The sequence below is a fragment of the Kitasatospora sp. NPDC048545 genome (genome assembly GCF_040651155.1).
Lineage (GTDB): Bacteria > Actinomycetota > Actinomycetes > Streptomycetales > Streptomycetaceae > Kitasatospora.
Map to the genome: position 1 here is coordinate 1 of NZ_JBEZIQ010000010.1, position 12,875 is coordinate 12,875.

The window sequence follows — 12,875 nt, forward strand, 5'->3', positions numbered from 1 at the left end:
CGCGCCGCCGTCGCCGCCTTCGACGGCGTCGACCCGGCGAGCGTCCCGGCCGACGCGCTGACCGCCTCCGGCTCCGGCCTCGACCCGCACATCTCCGTGGCCTACGCCAAGGAGCAGGTCAACCGGGTCGCCAGGGAACGCGGACTGCCGGCCGACAAGCTGAACCAGCTGGTCGACACGTACACCGAGGGCCGCTCGCTCGGCTTCCTCGGCAACGAGGCGGTCAACGTCGTCCTCCTCAACAAGGCGCTCAGCGAGCAGAAGTGACACCGCATCGGAACAGCGGTTGAACCGGGCCGGCCCGGGCACGGGAGAACACCTCCCGCGCCCGGGCCGGCCGACCCGCGTCCGCGCGCACCACCTCCCGGGGCGCGCGCCACCTCACGATGGAAAGAGCAGTGCCCATGGCCCGCGACCTCACCCCCGGTGCCGGCATCCGCCGTGGCCGGCTGAGGGTGTACCTCGGCTCCGCGCCGGGGGTCGGCAAGACCTATCGGATGCTGGACGAGGCCCGGCGCAGACAGGAACGCGGGTCCGACGTCGTGATCGGGTACATCGAGTGCCACGGGCGGCGCCACACCGAGGGCATGCTGGCCGGCCTGGAGGTCCTGCCGAGGGTCCACCGCTCCTACCGGGAAGCCGAGTTCGAGGAGATGGACCTCGACGCGGTGCTCGCCCGCCGTCCGTCCGTCGTCCTGGTCGACGAGCTGGCGCACACCAACGTCCCCGGCGGCCGGCACCCCAAGCGCTGGCAGGACGTCGAGGAGATCCTGGCCGCCGGGATCGACGTCATCACCACCGTCAACATCCAGCACCTGGAGTCGCTCAACGACGTCGTCCGGAAGATCACCGGCATCCCGCAGCGCGAGACCGTCCCGGACGAGGTGGTCCGCCGGGCCGACCAGATCGAACTCGTCGACATGGCCCCGCAGGCACTGCGCCGTCGGATGGCCCACGGCAACGTCTACAAGGCGGAGAAGGTGGACGCCGCGCTCTCCAACTACTTCCGGGTCGGCAACCTCACCGCCCTGCGCGAACTCGCCCTGCTCTGGGTCGCCGGACGGGTCGACGAGGGCCTGCGCGACTACCGCGCGACCCACAGCATCGACCGGGTCTGGGAGACCCGTGAACGCGTCGTGGTCGCCCTCACCGGCGGCCCCGAAGGCGAAACGATCATCCGCCGTGCCGCCCGCATCGCCGACCGCACCGCCGGCGGCGAACTGCTGGCCGTCCACATCACCCGCAGCGACGGCCTGGCCGGCGCCTCCTCCGGCGCACTCGCCCAGCAACGGCAGCTGGTCGAGACCCTCGGCGGCAGCTACCACGTGGTCGTCGGCGACGACATCCCCACCGCACTGCTCGCCTTCGCCCGCGCCCACGACGCCACCCAGCTGGTACTGGGCACCAGCCGCCGCGGCCGGATCAACCGCTTCCTCACCGGCCCCGGCATCGGCGAGACCACCGTGGACGCCTCCGAGGACATCGACGTCCACATGGTCACCCACGAGTTCACCGGCCGCGGCCGGCTGCCCCCGCTCGGCCGCCGCCACTCCAAGCGCCGCACCGTCGTCGGCTACGCGGCGGGCCTGGTGCTGCCCTGGCTGCTCACCGCCCTGCTCTCCCAGGCGCACCACCGGATCAACCTCACCACCGATGCACTGATCTTCCAGCTCGGCGTCGTCATCGTCGCCCTGCTCGGCGGTGCGGTGTCCGCCCTGGTGGCCTCGGTCATCGCCTCGGTACTGCTGAACTACTACTTCATCCCGCCGATCCACAGCCTCACCATCGGCGAGACCAACAACATCGTCGCCCTGGTGGTCTTCGCCGCCATCGCCCTCACCGTCTCCACCGTGGTCGACCACGCCGGCCGGCTCACCACCCGGGCGGCCCGGGCCACCGCCGAGGCCGAGACCCTCTCCACCCTGGCCGGCAGCGTGCTGCGCGGCGCCGACGCCCTGCCCGCCCTGCTGGAGAAGTCCCGGACGGCCTTCGGCATGCGGGCCGTCGCCCTGCTCTCCCGGGCCGACGGCGAGGTGCTGGCGCACTGCGAGGGTGAGCACCAGGACGACGGCGACGGCCCGCAGGAGTCCACCGAGGTCCCGGTCGGCGCGGACGCCGTCCTGGTGCTCACCGGCCGCCGGCTGTCCGCCGCCGACCAGCGCGTGCTCACCGCCTTCGCCGCCCACGTCGCCGCCGCCCTGGAACGCGACCGGCTGGCCGTCGTCGCCGCCGAGGTCGAGCCGATCAAGGCCGCCGACCGGATGCGCACCGCCCTGCTCGCCGCCGTCAGCCACGACCTGCGCACCCCGCTCGCCGCCGCCCTCGCCTCGGTCGGCTCGCTGCGCAGCCCCGACGTCGAGTTCTCCCCCGAGGACCAGGCCGAACTCCTCGCCACCGCCGACGAATCCCTGGTCAAACTCACCAGCCTGGTCGACAACCTGCTCGACATGAGCCGCCTCCAGGCCGGTGTGCTCACCCTGCACCTCACCGAGACCCACCTGGACGAGATCCTGCCCCGGGCGCTCGACAGCCTCCCCGACCCGTACGCACCGGTCCAGCCCCTGGACCTGGACACGACCCCGGCCGTGTTCGCCGACCCGCCGCTGCTGGAACGCGTCCTCGCCAACGTGATCACCAACGCGCTGCGCCACAACGCCCCCGGCGCACCCGTCCTCGTCACCGCCAGCCACCACGCCGACCAGGTCGAGATCCGGGTGATCGACCGCGGCCCCGGCATCGCCCCCGAGGACCGCGACCGGGTCTTCCTGCCCTTCCAGCGCCTCGGCGACACCGACAACACCACCGGTGTCGGCCTCGGCCTCGCCCTCTCCCGCGGCCTCGCCGAGGCCATGGGCGGCAGCCTGGAGGTCGAGGACACCCCCGGCGGCGGAACCACCATGCTGCTCACCCTGCCCGCCGTCACGGCGCACCCCGCCACCGAGCCCGCCGCCCCGGGGAAGGAGCCACCGCATGAGTGACATCCTGATCGTCGACGACGAACCGGCGCTGCTGCGCACCCTGCGGATCAACCTCAGCGCCCGGCAGTACGCCGTCCGCACTGCCGCCAGCGGCGGCGAGGCACTCGACCGCGCCGCGCACGCGCTCCCGGACGCCGTCCTGCTCGACCTCGGCCTGCCCGACCTCGACGGGATGGAGGTGCTGCGCGGCCTGCGCACCCGCAGCGCGATGCCGATCATCGTGCTCTCCGGCCGCAGCGACGCCGCCGACAAGGTCGGCGCCCTGGACGCGGGCGCGGACGACTACCTCACCAAGCCGTTCCTGATGGACGAACTGCTGGCCCGGTTACGGGCGGTGCTGCGCCGGCCCTTGGGCGGTGTCCCGCCGGCCAGGCCGGTGATCGGCGACCACACCGTGGACCTCGCGGCCACCACCGTCAACGGTCCCGCCGGTCCGGTGCGGCTCACCCCGACCGAGTGGCGGATCCTCGCGCTGCTGCTCGCCAACCCCGGCCGGCTGGTGCCCGGCCGGCAGATCCTGCGCGAGGTGTGGGGCCCGGCCCAGGAGGGGCGCGGCAACTACCTGCGGGTCTATCTCGCCGGGCTGCGCCGCAAGTTGGAGCGCGACCCGGCCCGGCCGCGGCACCTGATCACCGAGCCGGGGATCGGGTACCGGTACGTGCCGTAGCGCCGGGCCGGCGACCCGTGCGTCCGGGCGTCCGTGTGTCCGGGCGTCCGGGCGTCGGCGTCAACGGGGCGTCAAGACCGGCCCCCGGCACGGCAGTAGAGCGTCAAGGCCGGCCGGGGGAGGTGCTCCGTGGGCGTAGCGTCGGTGCCGAACCGAGCGGTCCCCGCTGCGTGTGGGGTAGCCGGGGCCGCTCGCGCCGCCGTCGAACGACGGCCAGCAGGTGGGGGAGGGGCGCGTGACAATCCGTCGCGCGCCCCTTTGATCTCCTGGTCCGCACCGTTGATCCGCCGCTCCGGTCCGTCCGGTCCGTTCGGTCCGGTCCGTCCGCTCCCGTCCGTCCGCAGGCCCTGCCGACCCCGCAGGCCCGGCCGGCCCTCGCCGGTCAGTCCTCGGTGCTTCCGGACTGCCGGGGCAGCGCCAGTGCCACGGTGTCCGCGAACTCCCGCACTGCGCTGGTCCGGCTGACCACCCGGCCGCTGTGCACCACCAGCCGGCTGTGCCCGCCGGCGAGCGCCCCGGCCAGGCTGTCCCCGCGCACCGCCAGCAGCTCCGCCGGGAACCCGGCGTCCACCCGGACCGGCGGCAGCCCGAGCGCCGCCCGGGCCTGGTTCGCCACCGCGTCGTACGCCGTCTCCGGGTCCAGCTCCCCGCCCGCCGCCAGCAGGTACGCCGACTCCAGTGGATCCGCCCGGCCGACCGGGTTGGACGGGTCGCGCAGCGCTCCGCTGCCCGCCGCCAGTGGCACCCGGGCCGCCGCCAACTCCCTCAGCAGGCCCGGCCGCAGGCCCGTCGTGCGGCCCTCCAGGCCGGTGCAGCCGCCGTTCTGCGGCAGGCACACCACCCGCACCCCGCCGGTCGCCAACACCGCCGACGCCCCCCGGGCCAGCGCGCCGCACGGCCCGAGCGTCACCCGCGGCCGCAGCGGCGCCAAGGCGCCTGTCAGCCGCGCGAGTTGGGCGAGGTCGGCGGCGGTGGTGTGCAGGTCGACCGGGCAGTCCGCCTCCCGGGCGGCCTCCAGCAACAGCTGGACGTACCCGGCCGGGTCGGGGTCGAGCTCCGGGCAGCCGCCCGCCGCCGTGGCGCCGAGCTTCAGCGCCTCGCGTAGCTGTGCCCGGCCGTCCGCGCCGGCCCGGCCGGTGAGCAGCCGGGGCATCGCCACGGCCTGCAGGTCGGCCAGCCCGCGCAGCGCCTGCCGGGCGGTGAGCACCGCTTCCAGGGGGCGCAGCCCATGCACGTTGCCGATCCGGACGTGGGTGCGCTGGGCGGTGGCGCCGTAGCCGAGCGAGGTGAGCGCGGCCTCGGTGATCCGGCGGGTGAGGTCGGCCTGGGTGTCCTCGGGCGGGGCGGGCAGGGCGGCGGAGAAGGCGGTGTCGTAGTGGGCGTGCGCCTCGGCGGGGGCCGGGAGCAGCAGGTAGCCCTTGAGGTCGATCCGGGCGCCGGTGGTGACGGTGGGCGCGCCGGGCAGGGCGGGCATCGGGCCGAGGCTGCCGACGGTGCCGACGGCCTGGATCCGGTCGCCGCTGATCCGGACGTCCACCACCCGTCCGTCGGCCAGCCGGGCGCCGGTGAGCAGCAGGACCGGGCCGTGCCCGAGGGGGTTGGCCGCCGGGCCGGGCTCGTGGTGCGGCCCGTCGGCGGCTGCGCTGTCCATCGCGGGCTCCTTCTCGGGCCGGCCCGTGCGGGCGGCCAGTCGATCCCGGTGAATGAGCGTCGAGCCTATGGCGCGCGGGGGCGGGGAGCCGGGAGGCGGGAAATAGTCGTATCGGGTCGGGCCGTGCGCCCCGTGGGCCGATCGAACACCCGGCCTTGGATCGCTCCTCCGTGCACCTCGCCCACCTGCGGTCTTCGCCGCGGGATACGGATTTCACCTCCGGCCGCGAAACGTGTAATCTCTTCCTCGTTCGCCCCTATAGCTCAGTCGGTAGAGCGTCTCCATGGTAAGGAGAAGGTCTGCGGTTCGATTCCGCATGGGGGCTCTGGTGAGAAGCAGTCAGTTTCGACTGTGCTGCGGATCACTGTGGCGGTGTAGCTCAGTTGGTAGAGCAAGCGGCTCATAATCGCTGTGTCACCGGTTCAAGTCCGGTCACCGCTACCCCGCGTAGTCGGTCGGGAGATCGCACTCCCGGTCGGCTACTCTTGTTGTGTTCTTATTCGTTGTCCAAGGAAGGCACTCCCGTGGCTGCCACCGACGTCCGCCCGAAGATCACGCTGGCCTGCGTGGAGTGCAAGGAGCGGAACTACATCACCAAGAAGAACCGGCGTAACGACCCGGACCGTCTTGAGATGAAGAAGCACTGCCCCCGCTGCAACTCGCACACCGCTCACCGCGAGACCCGCTGACCTCTTCGTAGGGCATCGGGCCTGTGTGAACTCAGGTCTTCGACTCCGGGCCGCATCCCTCTTGGGGGGTGCGGCCCGGAGTCATTTCCGTATCCGTCCGCTTCGTGTCCATCCGTGTTCCGAGGAGCTGCCATGGCGCTCGACCCCTCCTTCATCGGGCGTAGTTACCCGCCCACCGAGCCGTACGAGGTCGGCCGGGAGAAGATCCGCGAGTTCGCGATCGCGATCGGCGACGCCAATCCGGCGTACGCCGACGCCGAGGCGGCGAAGGCGCTGGGCCACCCGGACGTGATCGCCCCGCCGACCTTCCCGTTCGTGGTCACCTACAGTGCGGCCGGCCAGGTCGTGGGGGACCCGGAGCTGGGCCTGGACTTCAGCCGGGTCGTCCACGGCGACCAGAAGTTCACCTACACGCGCCCGGTGCGGGCCGGCGACCGGCTCTCGGTCGTGGTGACCATCGACAACATCAAGTCGCTGGCGGGCAACGACGTGCTCACCGTGCGCGGCGAGGTGCTGGACGGGACCGGCGAGCACGTGCTGACGGCGGTCATGACCCTGGTGGCCCGGGCCGCCGACGAGGCGGGGGAGTGAACACGATGGCGATCAGCTACGACGAGGTCGAGGTCGGCACCGAGCTGTCGGCGCAGTCGTTCCCGGTGACCCGCGCCACCCTGGTGCGCTACGCGGGCGCCTCGGGCGACTTCAATCCGATCCACTGGAACGAGAGGTTCGCCCTGGAGGTCGGCCTCCCGGACGTCATCGCGCACGGCATGTTCACCATGGCCGAGGCGATCCGGGTGGTCACCGACTGGGTCGGCGACCCGGCCGCGGTGGTCGAGTACGGCGTGCGGTTCACCCGTCCGGTGCCGGTGCCCGACGACGGGGTCGGCGCGGTGATCGAGGTCTCGGCGAAGGTCGCCAAGAAGCTGGACGACGGCCGGGTGCAGGTCGACCTGCTGGCCACCACGGGCGGTCAGAAGGTCCTCGGGATGTCCAGGGCGATCGTCCGGCTGGCCTGAGGCCGACCGGTCCGGGGGGAGGGCCGACCGGGGGAGGGCCGGGCCGGGGGGGCCTGGCCGGGGGTCTGGCCACGGCCGGGTGGCCGGCTGCGACCGGGGCCGTGCGGCGGGATCCCCGGGTGCGGCCGTGGGCCTTGCATAGATAGTGATTGGCCACTAACTTGGAAGTCATGGCGAGGTCGAGCATGCGGATGAGCGCGGAGGAGCGGCGCGAGAGCGTCGTCCGTGCCGCGATGATCGAGTTCGCCCGGGGTGGCTACCGGGGCACCTCCACCGAGGCGATCGCCCGCCGGGTGGGCGTCTCGCAGCCGTACCTGTTCCGGCTCTTCCCGGGCAAGCAGGCCATCTTCGAGGCCGCCGCCGAGCGCTGCGTCGAGGAGACCTGGAGGGTCTTCGACGAGGCGTCGGCCGGCCTGACCGGCGAGGCCGCCGCCGAGGCGATGTCCGAGGCGTACCTGGGGCTGGTCGAGGACCGTGACCAGCTGATGATGCAGATGCAGCTCTACGTCTCCGTGTTCGCGGCCAGGGCGGTCGGCGAGGAGGAGATCGGGGAGAGCGCCCGGCGACTGTGGGAGAGCCTGTTCGAGCGGGTCAGGATCCGGATCGGCGGCGACATGAAGGACGCCACGCAGTTCTTCGCGCACGGGATGCTGATCAACACCCTGGTGGCGCTGGGCTTCCCGCCGGACCACCGGATCTGGGGCGGCTTCGACGGGTGCGAACCGGCCGGGTAGCAGGGTCGCGCGGTGGCGTCCGTGCGGCCCCTTTTCGGCCCATGAAAGTTATTGATCAATAACTACCTAGAGGCACCAACTACCTAGAGACCTGGGGAAGTCATGACGGAGAAACCGGCCCTCGGCAGGACCGCGATCTGGACCCTGGTGATCGTCAGTGCGGCCAGTTTCATGGCCGCCCTGGACAACCTGGTGGTCACCACCGCACTGCCGTCGATCCGCGAGGAACTCGGCGGTGGGCTGTCCGACCTCGAATGGACGGTCAGTGCCTACACCCTGAGCTTCGCCGTGCTGCTGATGTTCGGGGCCGCCCTCGGCGACCGCTTCGGCCGCCGCCGGATCTTCCTGATCGGCCTGGCGATCTTCACCGCCGGCTCCGCGGGGGCCGCCCTCTCCCCGGAGATCGGTGAGCTGATCGCCGCCCGGGCGGTGCAGGGCGTCGGTGCCGCGGTGATGATGCCGCTCACCCTCACCCTGCTCACCGCCGCCGTGCCCGAGGCAAAGCGGGGGATGGCCTTCGGCATCTGGTCGGGCGTCAGCGGCCTCGCCGTCGCCGCCGGACCGCTGATCGGCGGGTCGCTGACCGAGCACTTCTCCTGGCAGTGGATCTTCTGGGTGAACGTCCCGGTCGGTCTCGTGCTGCTGCCGCTGGCCTTCCTGCGGCTCGGCGAGAGCCGGGGTGCGGACCGGGCCCTGGACCTGCCCGGGACCCTCCTGGTCAGCCTGGGCATGTTCGGCGTGGTGCTCGGCCTGATCCGTGGCAACCCGGACGGCTGGACCAGTCCGCTGGTCCTCGGCGCCCTGATCGCCGGCGTCGTGCTGCTGGCCGCCTTCGTCTGGTACGACCAGCGCGTGGCGGCCCACCCGATGCTGCCGATGCGGCTCTTCCGCAGCCGCGCCTTCTCGGCCGTCAACGCCGCCAGCCTGCTGATGTACCTCGGGATGTTCGGCTCGATCTTCCTGATCAGCCAGTACCTCCAGGGCGTCGGGGGCTACAGTCCGCAGGAGGCCGGCATCCGGATGCTGCCGTGGACCGCGATGCCGCTGCTGGTCTCGCCGATCGCGGGCATCGTCTCCGACCGGATCGGCGGGCGCCCGATCGTGGTCACCGGACTGGCCCTCCAGGCCGTCGGCCTGGCGCTGTTCGGACTCGTCGCCGACGGCGGCGGCTTCGACTACCCCGCGCAGATCCCGGCCATCGTGATCTGCGGGATCGGCATGTCGCTGTACTTCGGCCCGACCGCCCAGCTGGTGATGGCGAGCGTCCGGCCGCAGGAGCAGGGGATCGCCTCCGGCGCCAACAACGCGATGCGCGAGGTCGGCGGAGCTCTCGGCGTCGCCGTGCTCTCGGCGGTGTTCTCGGCACAGGGCGGCTACCAGTCGGCGCAGGCCTTCGCGGACGGGCTGGTGCCCGCGCTGTACGTCGGCGCGGTGGCCGTCGGCGTGGGTGCGTTCGCCGCGGTGCTGATCCCGCGCCGCCGCAAGGCCGCGGCGGCCGCTGCGGCTGCCGGGTCCGCCGGGCAGCCGGCGGGGGACCGGGCCGAGGCCGCCCGGGTCTGAGCCGGTACGGCGTGCGGGGCGGGGTGCGGGGGGAAGGGCGGCCGGGCGGCCGCCCTTCCCCCCGTACGCTGGTGGGCGTGCTGGTAGAAAACGACGCCCCCCTCGCCCCGCTGACCACGCTCCGGCTCGGCGGCCCGGCCCGCCGCCTGGTGACCGCCCACACCGACGACGAGGTGATCGCCGCCGTGCGCGAGGCCGACGCGGCCGGCGAGCCGCTGCTCGTCCTCGGCGGCGGCTCCAACCTGGTGATCGGCGACGACGGCTTCCCCGGCACGGTGCTGCGGATCGCCACCGCCGGCTTCACCCTGGACGGCACGGTGCTGGAGCTGGCCGCCGGTGAGGTGTGGTCGGAGGCGGTCACCCGCGCGGTGCGCGAGCACGGCCTGGCCGGCGTCGAGTTCCTGGCCGGCATCCCCGGTTCGGCCGGTGCCACCCCGGTCCAGAACGTCGGCGCGTACGGCCAGGAGGTCGCCCACACGATCACCGAGGTCGTCGCCTACGACCGCGCGGCCGACCGGGTGGTCACGCTCTCGAACGCCGAGTGCGCGTTCTCCTACCGGCACAGCCGGTTCAAGGCCGAGCCGGACCGCTACGTGGTGCTGCGGGTCCGGTTCGCCCTGACGGACCACGACGGCTTCTCCAGCCCGGTCAAGTACGCCGAGGTGGCCAAGCACTTCGGCGTCGGGCCGGACGAGCGGGTGCCGCTGGTGGAGGCGTACGAGGCGGTGCTGAAGCTGCGGTCCGGCAAGGGCATGGTGCTGGACCCGGCGGACCACGACACCTGGTCGGCCGGCTCCTTCTTCACCAACCCGGTGCTCACGGCCGCGCAGTACGAGTCCTTCCGGACCCGCCCGGGCGCCGAGAACGCCCCCGCCTACCCGGCCCCGGAGGGCTGCACCAAGACCTCCGCGGCCTGGCTGATCGACAAGGCCGGCTTCGGCAAGGGCTACGGCAGCGGCCCGGCGACCCTCTCCACCAAGCACACGCTGGCGCTCACCAACCGCGGCTCGGCCACCGCCGAGGACCTGCTGGCCCTGGCCCGGGAGATCCGGGACGGGGTCCGCGAGGCCTTCGGGGTGGAGCTGGTGAACGAGCCGGTGATGGTGGGCGTCGCGCTCTAGACGGTCGTGGCAGCGGTGGCGGCGGGCGCGTCCGCGGGGGCGTGCCCGTTCGCCAGCCAGGCGTCGATGTCCGCCAGCAGCTCCTTGCGGACGGCCTCCGGCGCGACCGAGCCGCGCACCGACTGCCGTGCCAGCTCGGCGAGTTCGGCGTCGCTGAAGCCCAGGAAGTCCCGGGCCAGGTCGTACTGCGCGGCCAGCCGGCTGCCGAACAGCAGCGGGTCGTCCGCGCCCAGCGCCAGCGGGACCCCGGCGTCGAAGAGCCTGCGCAGCGGGACCTCCTCGGGGCTCTCGTAGACGCCCAGCGAGACGTTGGAGGACGGGCACACCTCGCAGGTGATCTGCCGGGCCGCCAGCCGCTCCATCAGCCGCGGGTCCTCGGCGGCCCGCACGCCGTGGCCGATCCGGCCGGCGTCCAGGTCGTCCACGCAGTCCCGGACGGACTCCGGGCCGGCCAGCTCGCCGCCGTGCGGGGCCGCCAGCAGGCCGCCCCTGCGGGCGATCGCGAAGGCCCGGTCGAAGTCCCGGGCGAGGCCACGGCGCTCGTCGTTGGAGAGGCCGAAGCCGACCACCCCGTGGTCGGCGTAGCGGACGGCCAGCCGAGCCAGTGTCCGGGCGTCCATCGGGGACTTCATCCGGTTGGCCGCGACCAGCACCCGGATCCCCACCCCGGTGGCCCGGGCGGCCTGCTCCACCGCGTCCAGGATCAGTTCCAGTGCGGGGATCAGCCCGCCCAGCCGGGGTGCGTACGAGGTCGGGTCGACCTGGATCTCCAGCCAGCGGGAGCCGTCCTGCCGCTCGTCCTGCGCGGTCTCCAGGACCAGCCGGCGGATGTCCGCCTCGTCCCGCAGCACCGAGCGGGCGGTGTCGTAGAGGCGCTGGAAGCGGAACCAGCCGCGCTCGTCGGTGGCCCGCAGTTTCGGCGGCTCGCCGGAGCTGAGCGCCTCCGGCAGCCGGACGCCGTGCTTGTCGGCCAGCTCCAGCAGCGTGGCGGGGCGCATCGAGCCGGTGAAGTGCAGGTGCAGGTGGGCCTTCGGGAGGCCCCTGACGTCTCGCGGGTTCAACAGGCGTTCCATTCACCGATACTGCCGTATGCGGCCCCCAAACGGGAACCGCCCTCGTTCCATCCCCTGAAGGGGTGAAAGAGGGCGGTGTGCCGGGTGAATCCCGCGTGTCAGGTTGACCCCGGGGTCAGTCGCGGGCCTCGCCGAGCAGCTTCTGGATCCGGCTGACGCCCTCGACCAGGTCGGCGTCGCCGAGCGCGTAGGAGAGCCGCAGGTAGCCGGGGGTGCCGAAGGCCTCGCCGGGGACGACCGCGACCTCGGCCTCGTCCAGGATCAGGGTCGCCAGCTCGCCGGAGGTCTGCGGGCGGGTGCCGCGGATCTCCTTGCCGAGCAGGCCCTTCACCGACGGGTAGGCGTAGAAGGCGCCCTCGGGCTCGGGGCAGTAGACGCCCTCGATCTCGTTGAGCATCCGCACGATGGTCCTGCGGCGGCGGTCGAAGGCGGTGCGCATCTCGGCGACGGCGTCCAGGTCGCCGGCGACGGCGGCCAGGGCGGCGCGCTGCGCGACGTTGGAGACGTTCGAGGTGGCGTGCGACTGCAGGTTGGTCGCGGCCTTGACGACGTCCTTGGGGCCGATCACCCAGCCCACCCGCCAGCCGGTCATCGCGTAGGTCTTGGCGACACCGTTGACCACGATGCACTTGTCGGCCAGCTCGGGCAGCAGGGCCGGCAGCGAGGTGAAGGTCGCGTCGCCGTAGACCAGGTGCTCGTAGATCTCGTCGGTGAGCACCCACAGGCCGTGCTCCAGCGCCCAGCGGCCGATCGCCTCGGCCTCGGCCTCGGTGTACACCGCGCCGGTCGGGTTGGACGGCGAGACGAACAGCACCACCTTGGTGTTCTCGGTGCGGGCGGCCTCCAGCTGTTCGACCGACACCTTGTAGCCGGTGGTCTCGTCGGCCACGACCGCCACCGGGACGCCGCCGGCCAGCTGGATCGACTCCGGGTAGGTGGTCCAGTACGGGGCCGGGACGATGACCTCGTCGCCCGGGTCCAAGATCGCCGCGAACGCCTCGTAGATCGCCTGCTTGCCGCCGTTGGTGACCAGCACCTGGGCGGCGTCCACCTGGTAGCCGGAGTCGCGCAGCGTCTTGGCGACGATCGCGGCCTTCAGCTCGGGCAGGCCACCCGCCGGGGTGTACCGGTGGTTCTTCGGGTCGCGGCAGGCCTCGACGGCCGCCTCGACGATGTAGTCCGGGGTCGGGAAGTCGGGCTCGCCGGCGCCGAAGCCGATGACCGGGCGGCCGGCGGCCTTGAGGGCCTTGGCCTTGGCGTCCACGGCGAGGGTCGCGGACTCGGCGATCGCGCCGATCCGGGCGGACACCCGGCGGTCGGCGGGGCGGATGGACTGGTCGGGCTGCGGAGTCGAAGCGCTCATGCCTGCATGGTCGCAGAACC

At 73.0% G+C, this 12,875-nt stretch carries 12 protein-coding genes and 2 tRNA genes; 11 read left to right on the forward strand and 3 right to left on the reverse strand.

All coding sequences use genetic code 11. From position 1 onward, the window contains the following. The 3 genes from AB0D10_RS11925 to AB0D10_RS11935 form a co-directional block, all read left to right on the forward strand. The coding region (locus tag AB0D10_RS11925) for a potassium-transporting ATPase subunit C (protein WP_360254559.1) at positions 1-267 on the forward strand (267 nt) is incomplete at its 5' end. Positions 268-404: 137 nt separating this feature from the next. Further along, on the forward strand, positions 405-2,978 hold the full coding sequence (locus tag AB0D10_RS11930; RefSeq protein ID WP_360254561.1) for a sensor histidine kinase KdpD: 2,574 nt from the start codon (positions 405-407) through the stop codon (positions 2,976-2,978). Then, positions 2,971-3,645 carry a response regulator gene (locus tag AB0D10_RS11935; protein ID WP_360254563.1) on the forward strand — a complete coding sequence of 225 codons (675 nt, stop codon included), beginning with the start codon at positions 2,971-2,973 and terminating at the stop codon, positions 3,643-3,645. Before AB0D10_RS11930 ends, AB0D10_RS11935 begins: the two co-directional genes overlap by 8 nt. A gap of 382 nt (positions 3,646-4,027) precedes the next feature. On the opposite strand, the gene AB0D10_RS11940 is transcribed toward AB0D10_RS11935, so the two are convergent. Next, entirely contained in the window at positions 4,028-5,296 is a 1,269-nt protein-coding gene (locus tag AB0D10_RS11940; RefSeq protein ID WP_360254565.1) for a hydrolase, read from the reverse strand. Between the two features lie 252 nt (positions 5,297-5,548). Between AB0D10_RS11940 and AB0D10_RS11945 the strand changes: the two genes are divergently transcribed. From AB0D10_RS11945 to AB0D10_RS11980, 8 genes are all read left to right on the forward strand, one after another. Next, a tRNA-Thr gene (locus AB0D10_RS11945) sits at positions 5,549-5,621 on the forward strand. Between the two features lie 43 nt (positions 5,622-5,664). Beyond that, positions 5,665-5,737 (forward strand) — tRNA-Met (locus tag AB0D10_RS11950). Between the two features lie 83 nt (positions 5,738-5,820). Further along, positions 5,821-5,985: a 50S ribosomal protein L33 gene (gene rpmG, locus AB0D10_RS11955; RefSeq protein WP_006604855.1), complete on the forward strand. Its 165-nt coding sequence runs from the start codon at positions 5,821-5,823 to the stop codon at positions 5,983-5,985. Between the two features lie 132 nt (positions 5,986-6,117). Then, positions 6,118-6,576 carry a MaoC family dehydratase N-terminal domain-containing protein gene (locus AB0D10_RS11960; protein WP_360254567.1) on the forward strand — a complete coding sequence of 153 codons (459 nt, stop codon included), beginning with the start codon at positions 6,118-6,120 and terminating at the stop codon, positions 6,574-6,576. A gap of 5 nt (positions 6,577-6,581) precedes the next feature. After that, positions 6,582-7,004: a MaoC family dehydratase gene (locus tag AB0D10_RS11965; protein ID WP_360254569.1), complete on the forward strand. Its 423-nt coding sequence runs from the start codon at positions 6,582-6,584 to the stop codon at positions 7,002-7,004. A 170-nt stretch (positions 7,005-7,174) separates the two neighbouring features. Next, positions 7,175-7,738 carry a TetR/AcrR family transcriptional regulator gene (locus tag AB0D10_RS11970; protein ID WP_360254571.1) on the forward strand — a complete coding sequence of 188 codons (564 nt, stop codon included), beginning with the start codon at positions 7,175-7,177 and terminating at the stop codon, positions 7,736-7,738. 102 nt (positions 7,739-7,840) lie between these two features. Next, positions 7,841-9,298, forward strand: a complete 1,458-nt coding sequence (locus AB0D10_RS11975; protein WP_360254573.1) for an MFS transporter — start codon at positions 7,841-7,843, stop codon at positions 9,296-9,298. A 77-nt stretch (positions 9,299-9,375) separates the two neighbouring features. Next, on the forward strand, positions 9,376-10,419 hold the full coding sequence (locus AB0D10_RS11980) for a UDP-N-acetylmuramate dehydrogenase (protein ID WP_360254575.1): 1,044 nt from the start codon (positions 9,376-9,378) through the stop codon (positions 10,417-10,419). Here the strand turns inward: AB0D10_RS11980 and AB0D10_RS11985 are convergent. Next, positions 10,416-11,492, reverse strand: coding sequence for an adenosine deaminase (locus tag AB0D10_RS11985; protein WP_360254577.1), 1,077 nt, complete (start codon positions 11,490-11,492; stop codon positions 10,416-10,418). The genes AB0D10_RS11980 and AB0D10_RS11985 overlap by 4 nt on opposite strands. Before the next feature lie 115 nt (positions 11,493-11,607). Then, positions 11,608-12,855 (reverse strand): pyridoxal phosphate-dependent aminotransferase, encoded by a 1,248-nt coding sequence (locus AB0D10_RS11990; protein ID WP_360254579.1) that lies wholly within the window; start codon positions 12,853-12,855, stop codon positions 11,608-11,610. Positions 12,856-12,875: the final 20 nt, after the last annotated feature.

Coding starts and splice junctions, on each gene's coding strand:
- AB0D10_RS11960 (WP_360254567.1), top strand. CDS start 6,118: ATGGCGCTCGACCCCTCCTTCATCGGGCGTAGTTACCCGCCCACCGAG.
- AB0D10_RS11965 (WP_360254569.1), top strand. CDS start 6,582: ATGGCGATCAGCTACGACGAGGTCGAGGTCGGCACCGAGCTGTCGGCG.
- AB0D10_RS11940 (WP_360254565.1), bottom strand. CDS start 5,296: ATGGACAGCGCAGCCGCCGACGGGCCGCACCACGAGCCCGGCCCGGCG.
- AB0D10_RS11975 (WP_360254573.1), top strand. CDS start 7,841: ATGACGGAGAAACCGGCCCTCGGCAGGACCGCGATCTGGACCCTGGTG.
- AB0D10_RS11985 (WP_360254577.1), bottom strand. CDS start 11,492: ATGGAACGCCTGTTGAACCCGCGAGACGTCAGGGGCCTCCCGAAGGCC.
- AB0D10_RS11935 (WP_360254563.1), top strand. CDS start 2,971: ATGAGTGACATCCTGATCGTCGACGACGAACCGGCGCTGCTGCGCACC.
- AB0D10_RS11970 (WP_360254571.1), top strand. CDS start 7,175: ATGGCGAGGTCGAGCATGCGGATGAGCGCGGAGGAGCGGCGCGAGAGC.
- AB0D10_RS11990 (WP_360254579.1), bottom strand. CDS start 12,855: ATGAGCGCTTCGACTCCGCAGCCCGACCAGTCCATCCGCCCCGCCGAC.
- AB0D10_RS11930 (WP_360254561.1), top strand. CDS start 405: ATGGCCCGCGACCTCACCCCCGGTGCCGGCATCCGCCGTGGCCGGCTG.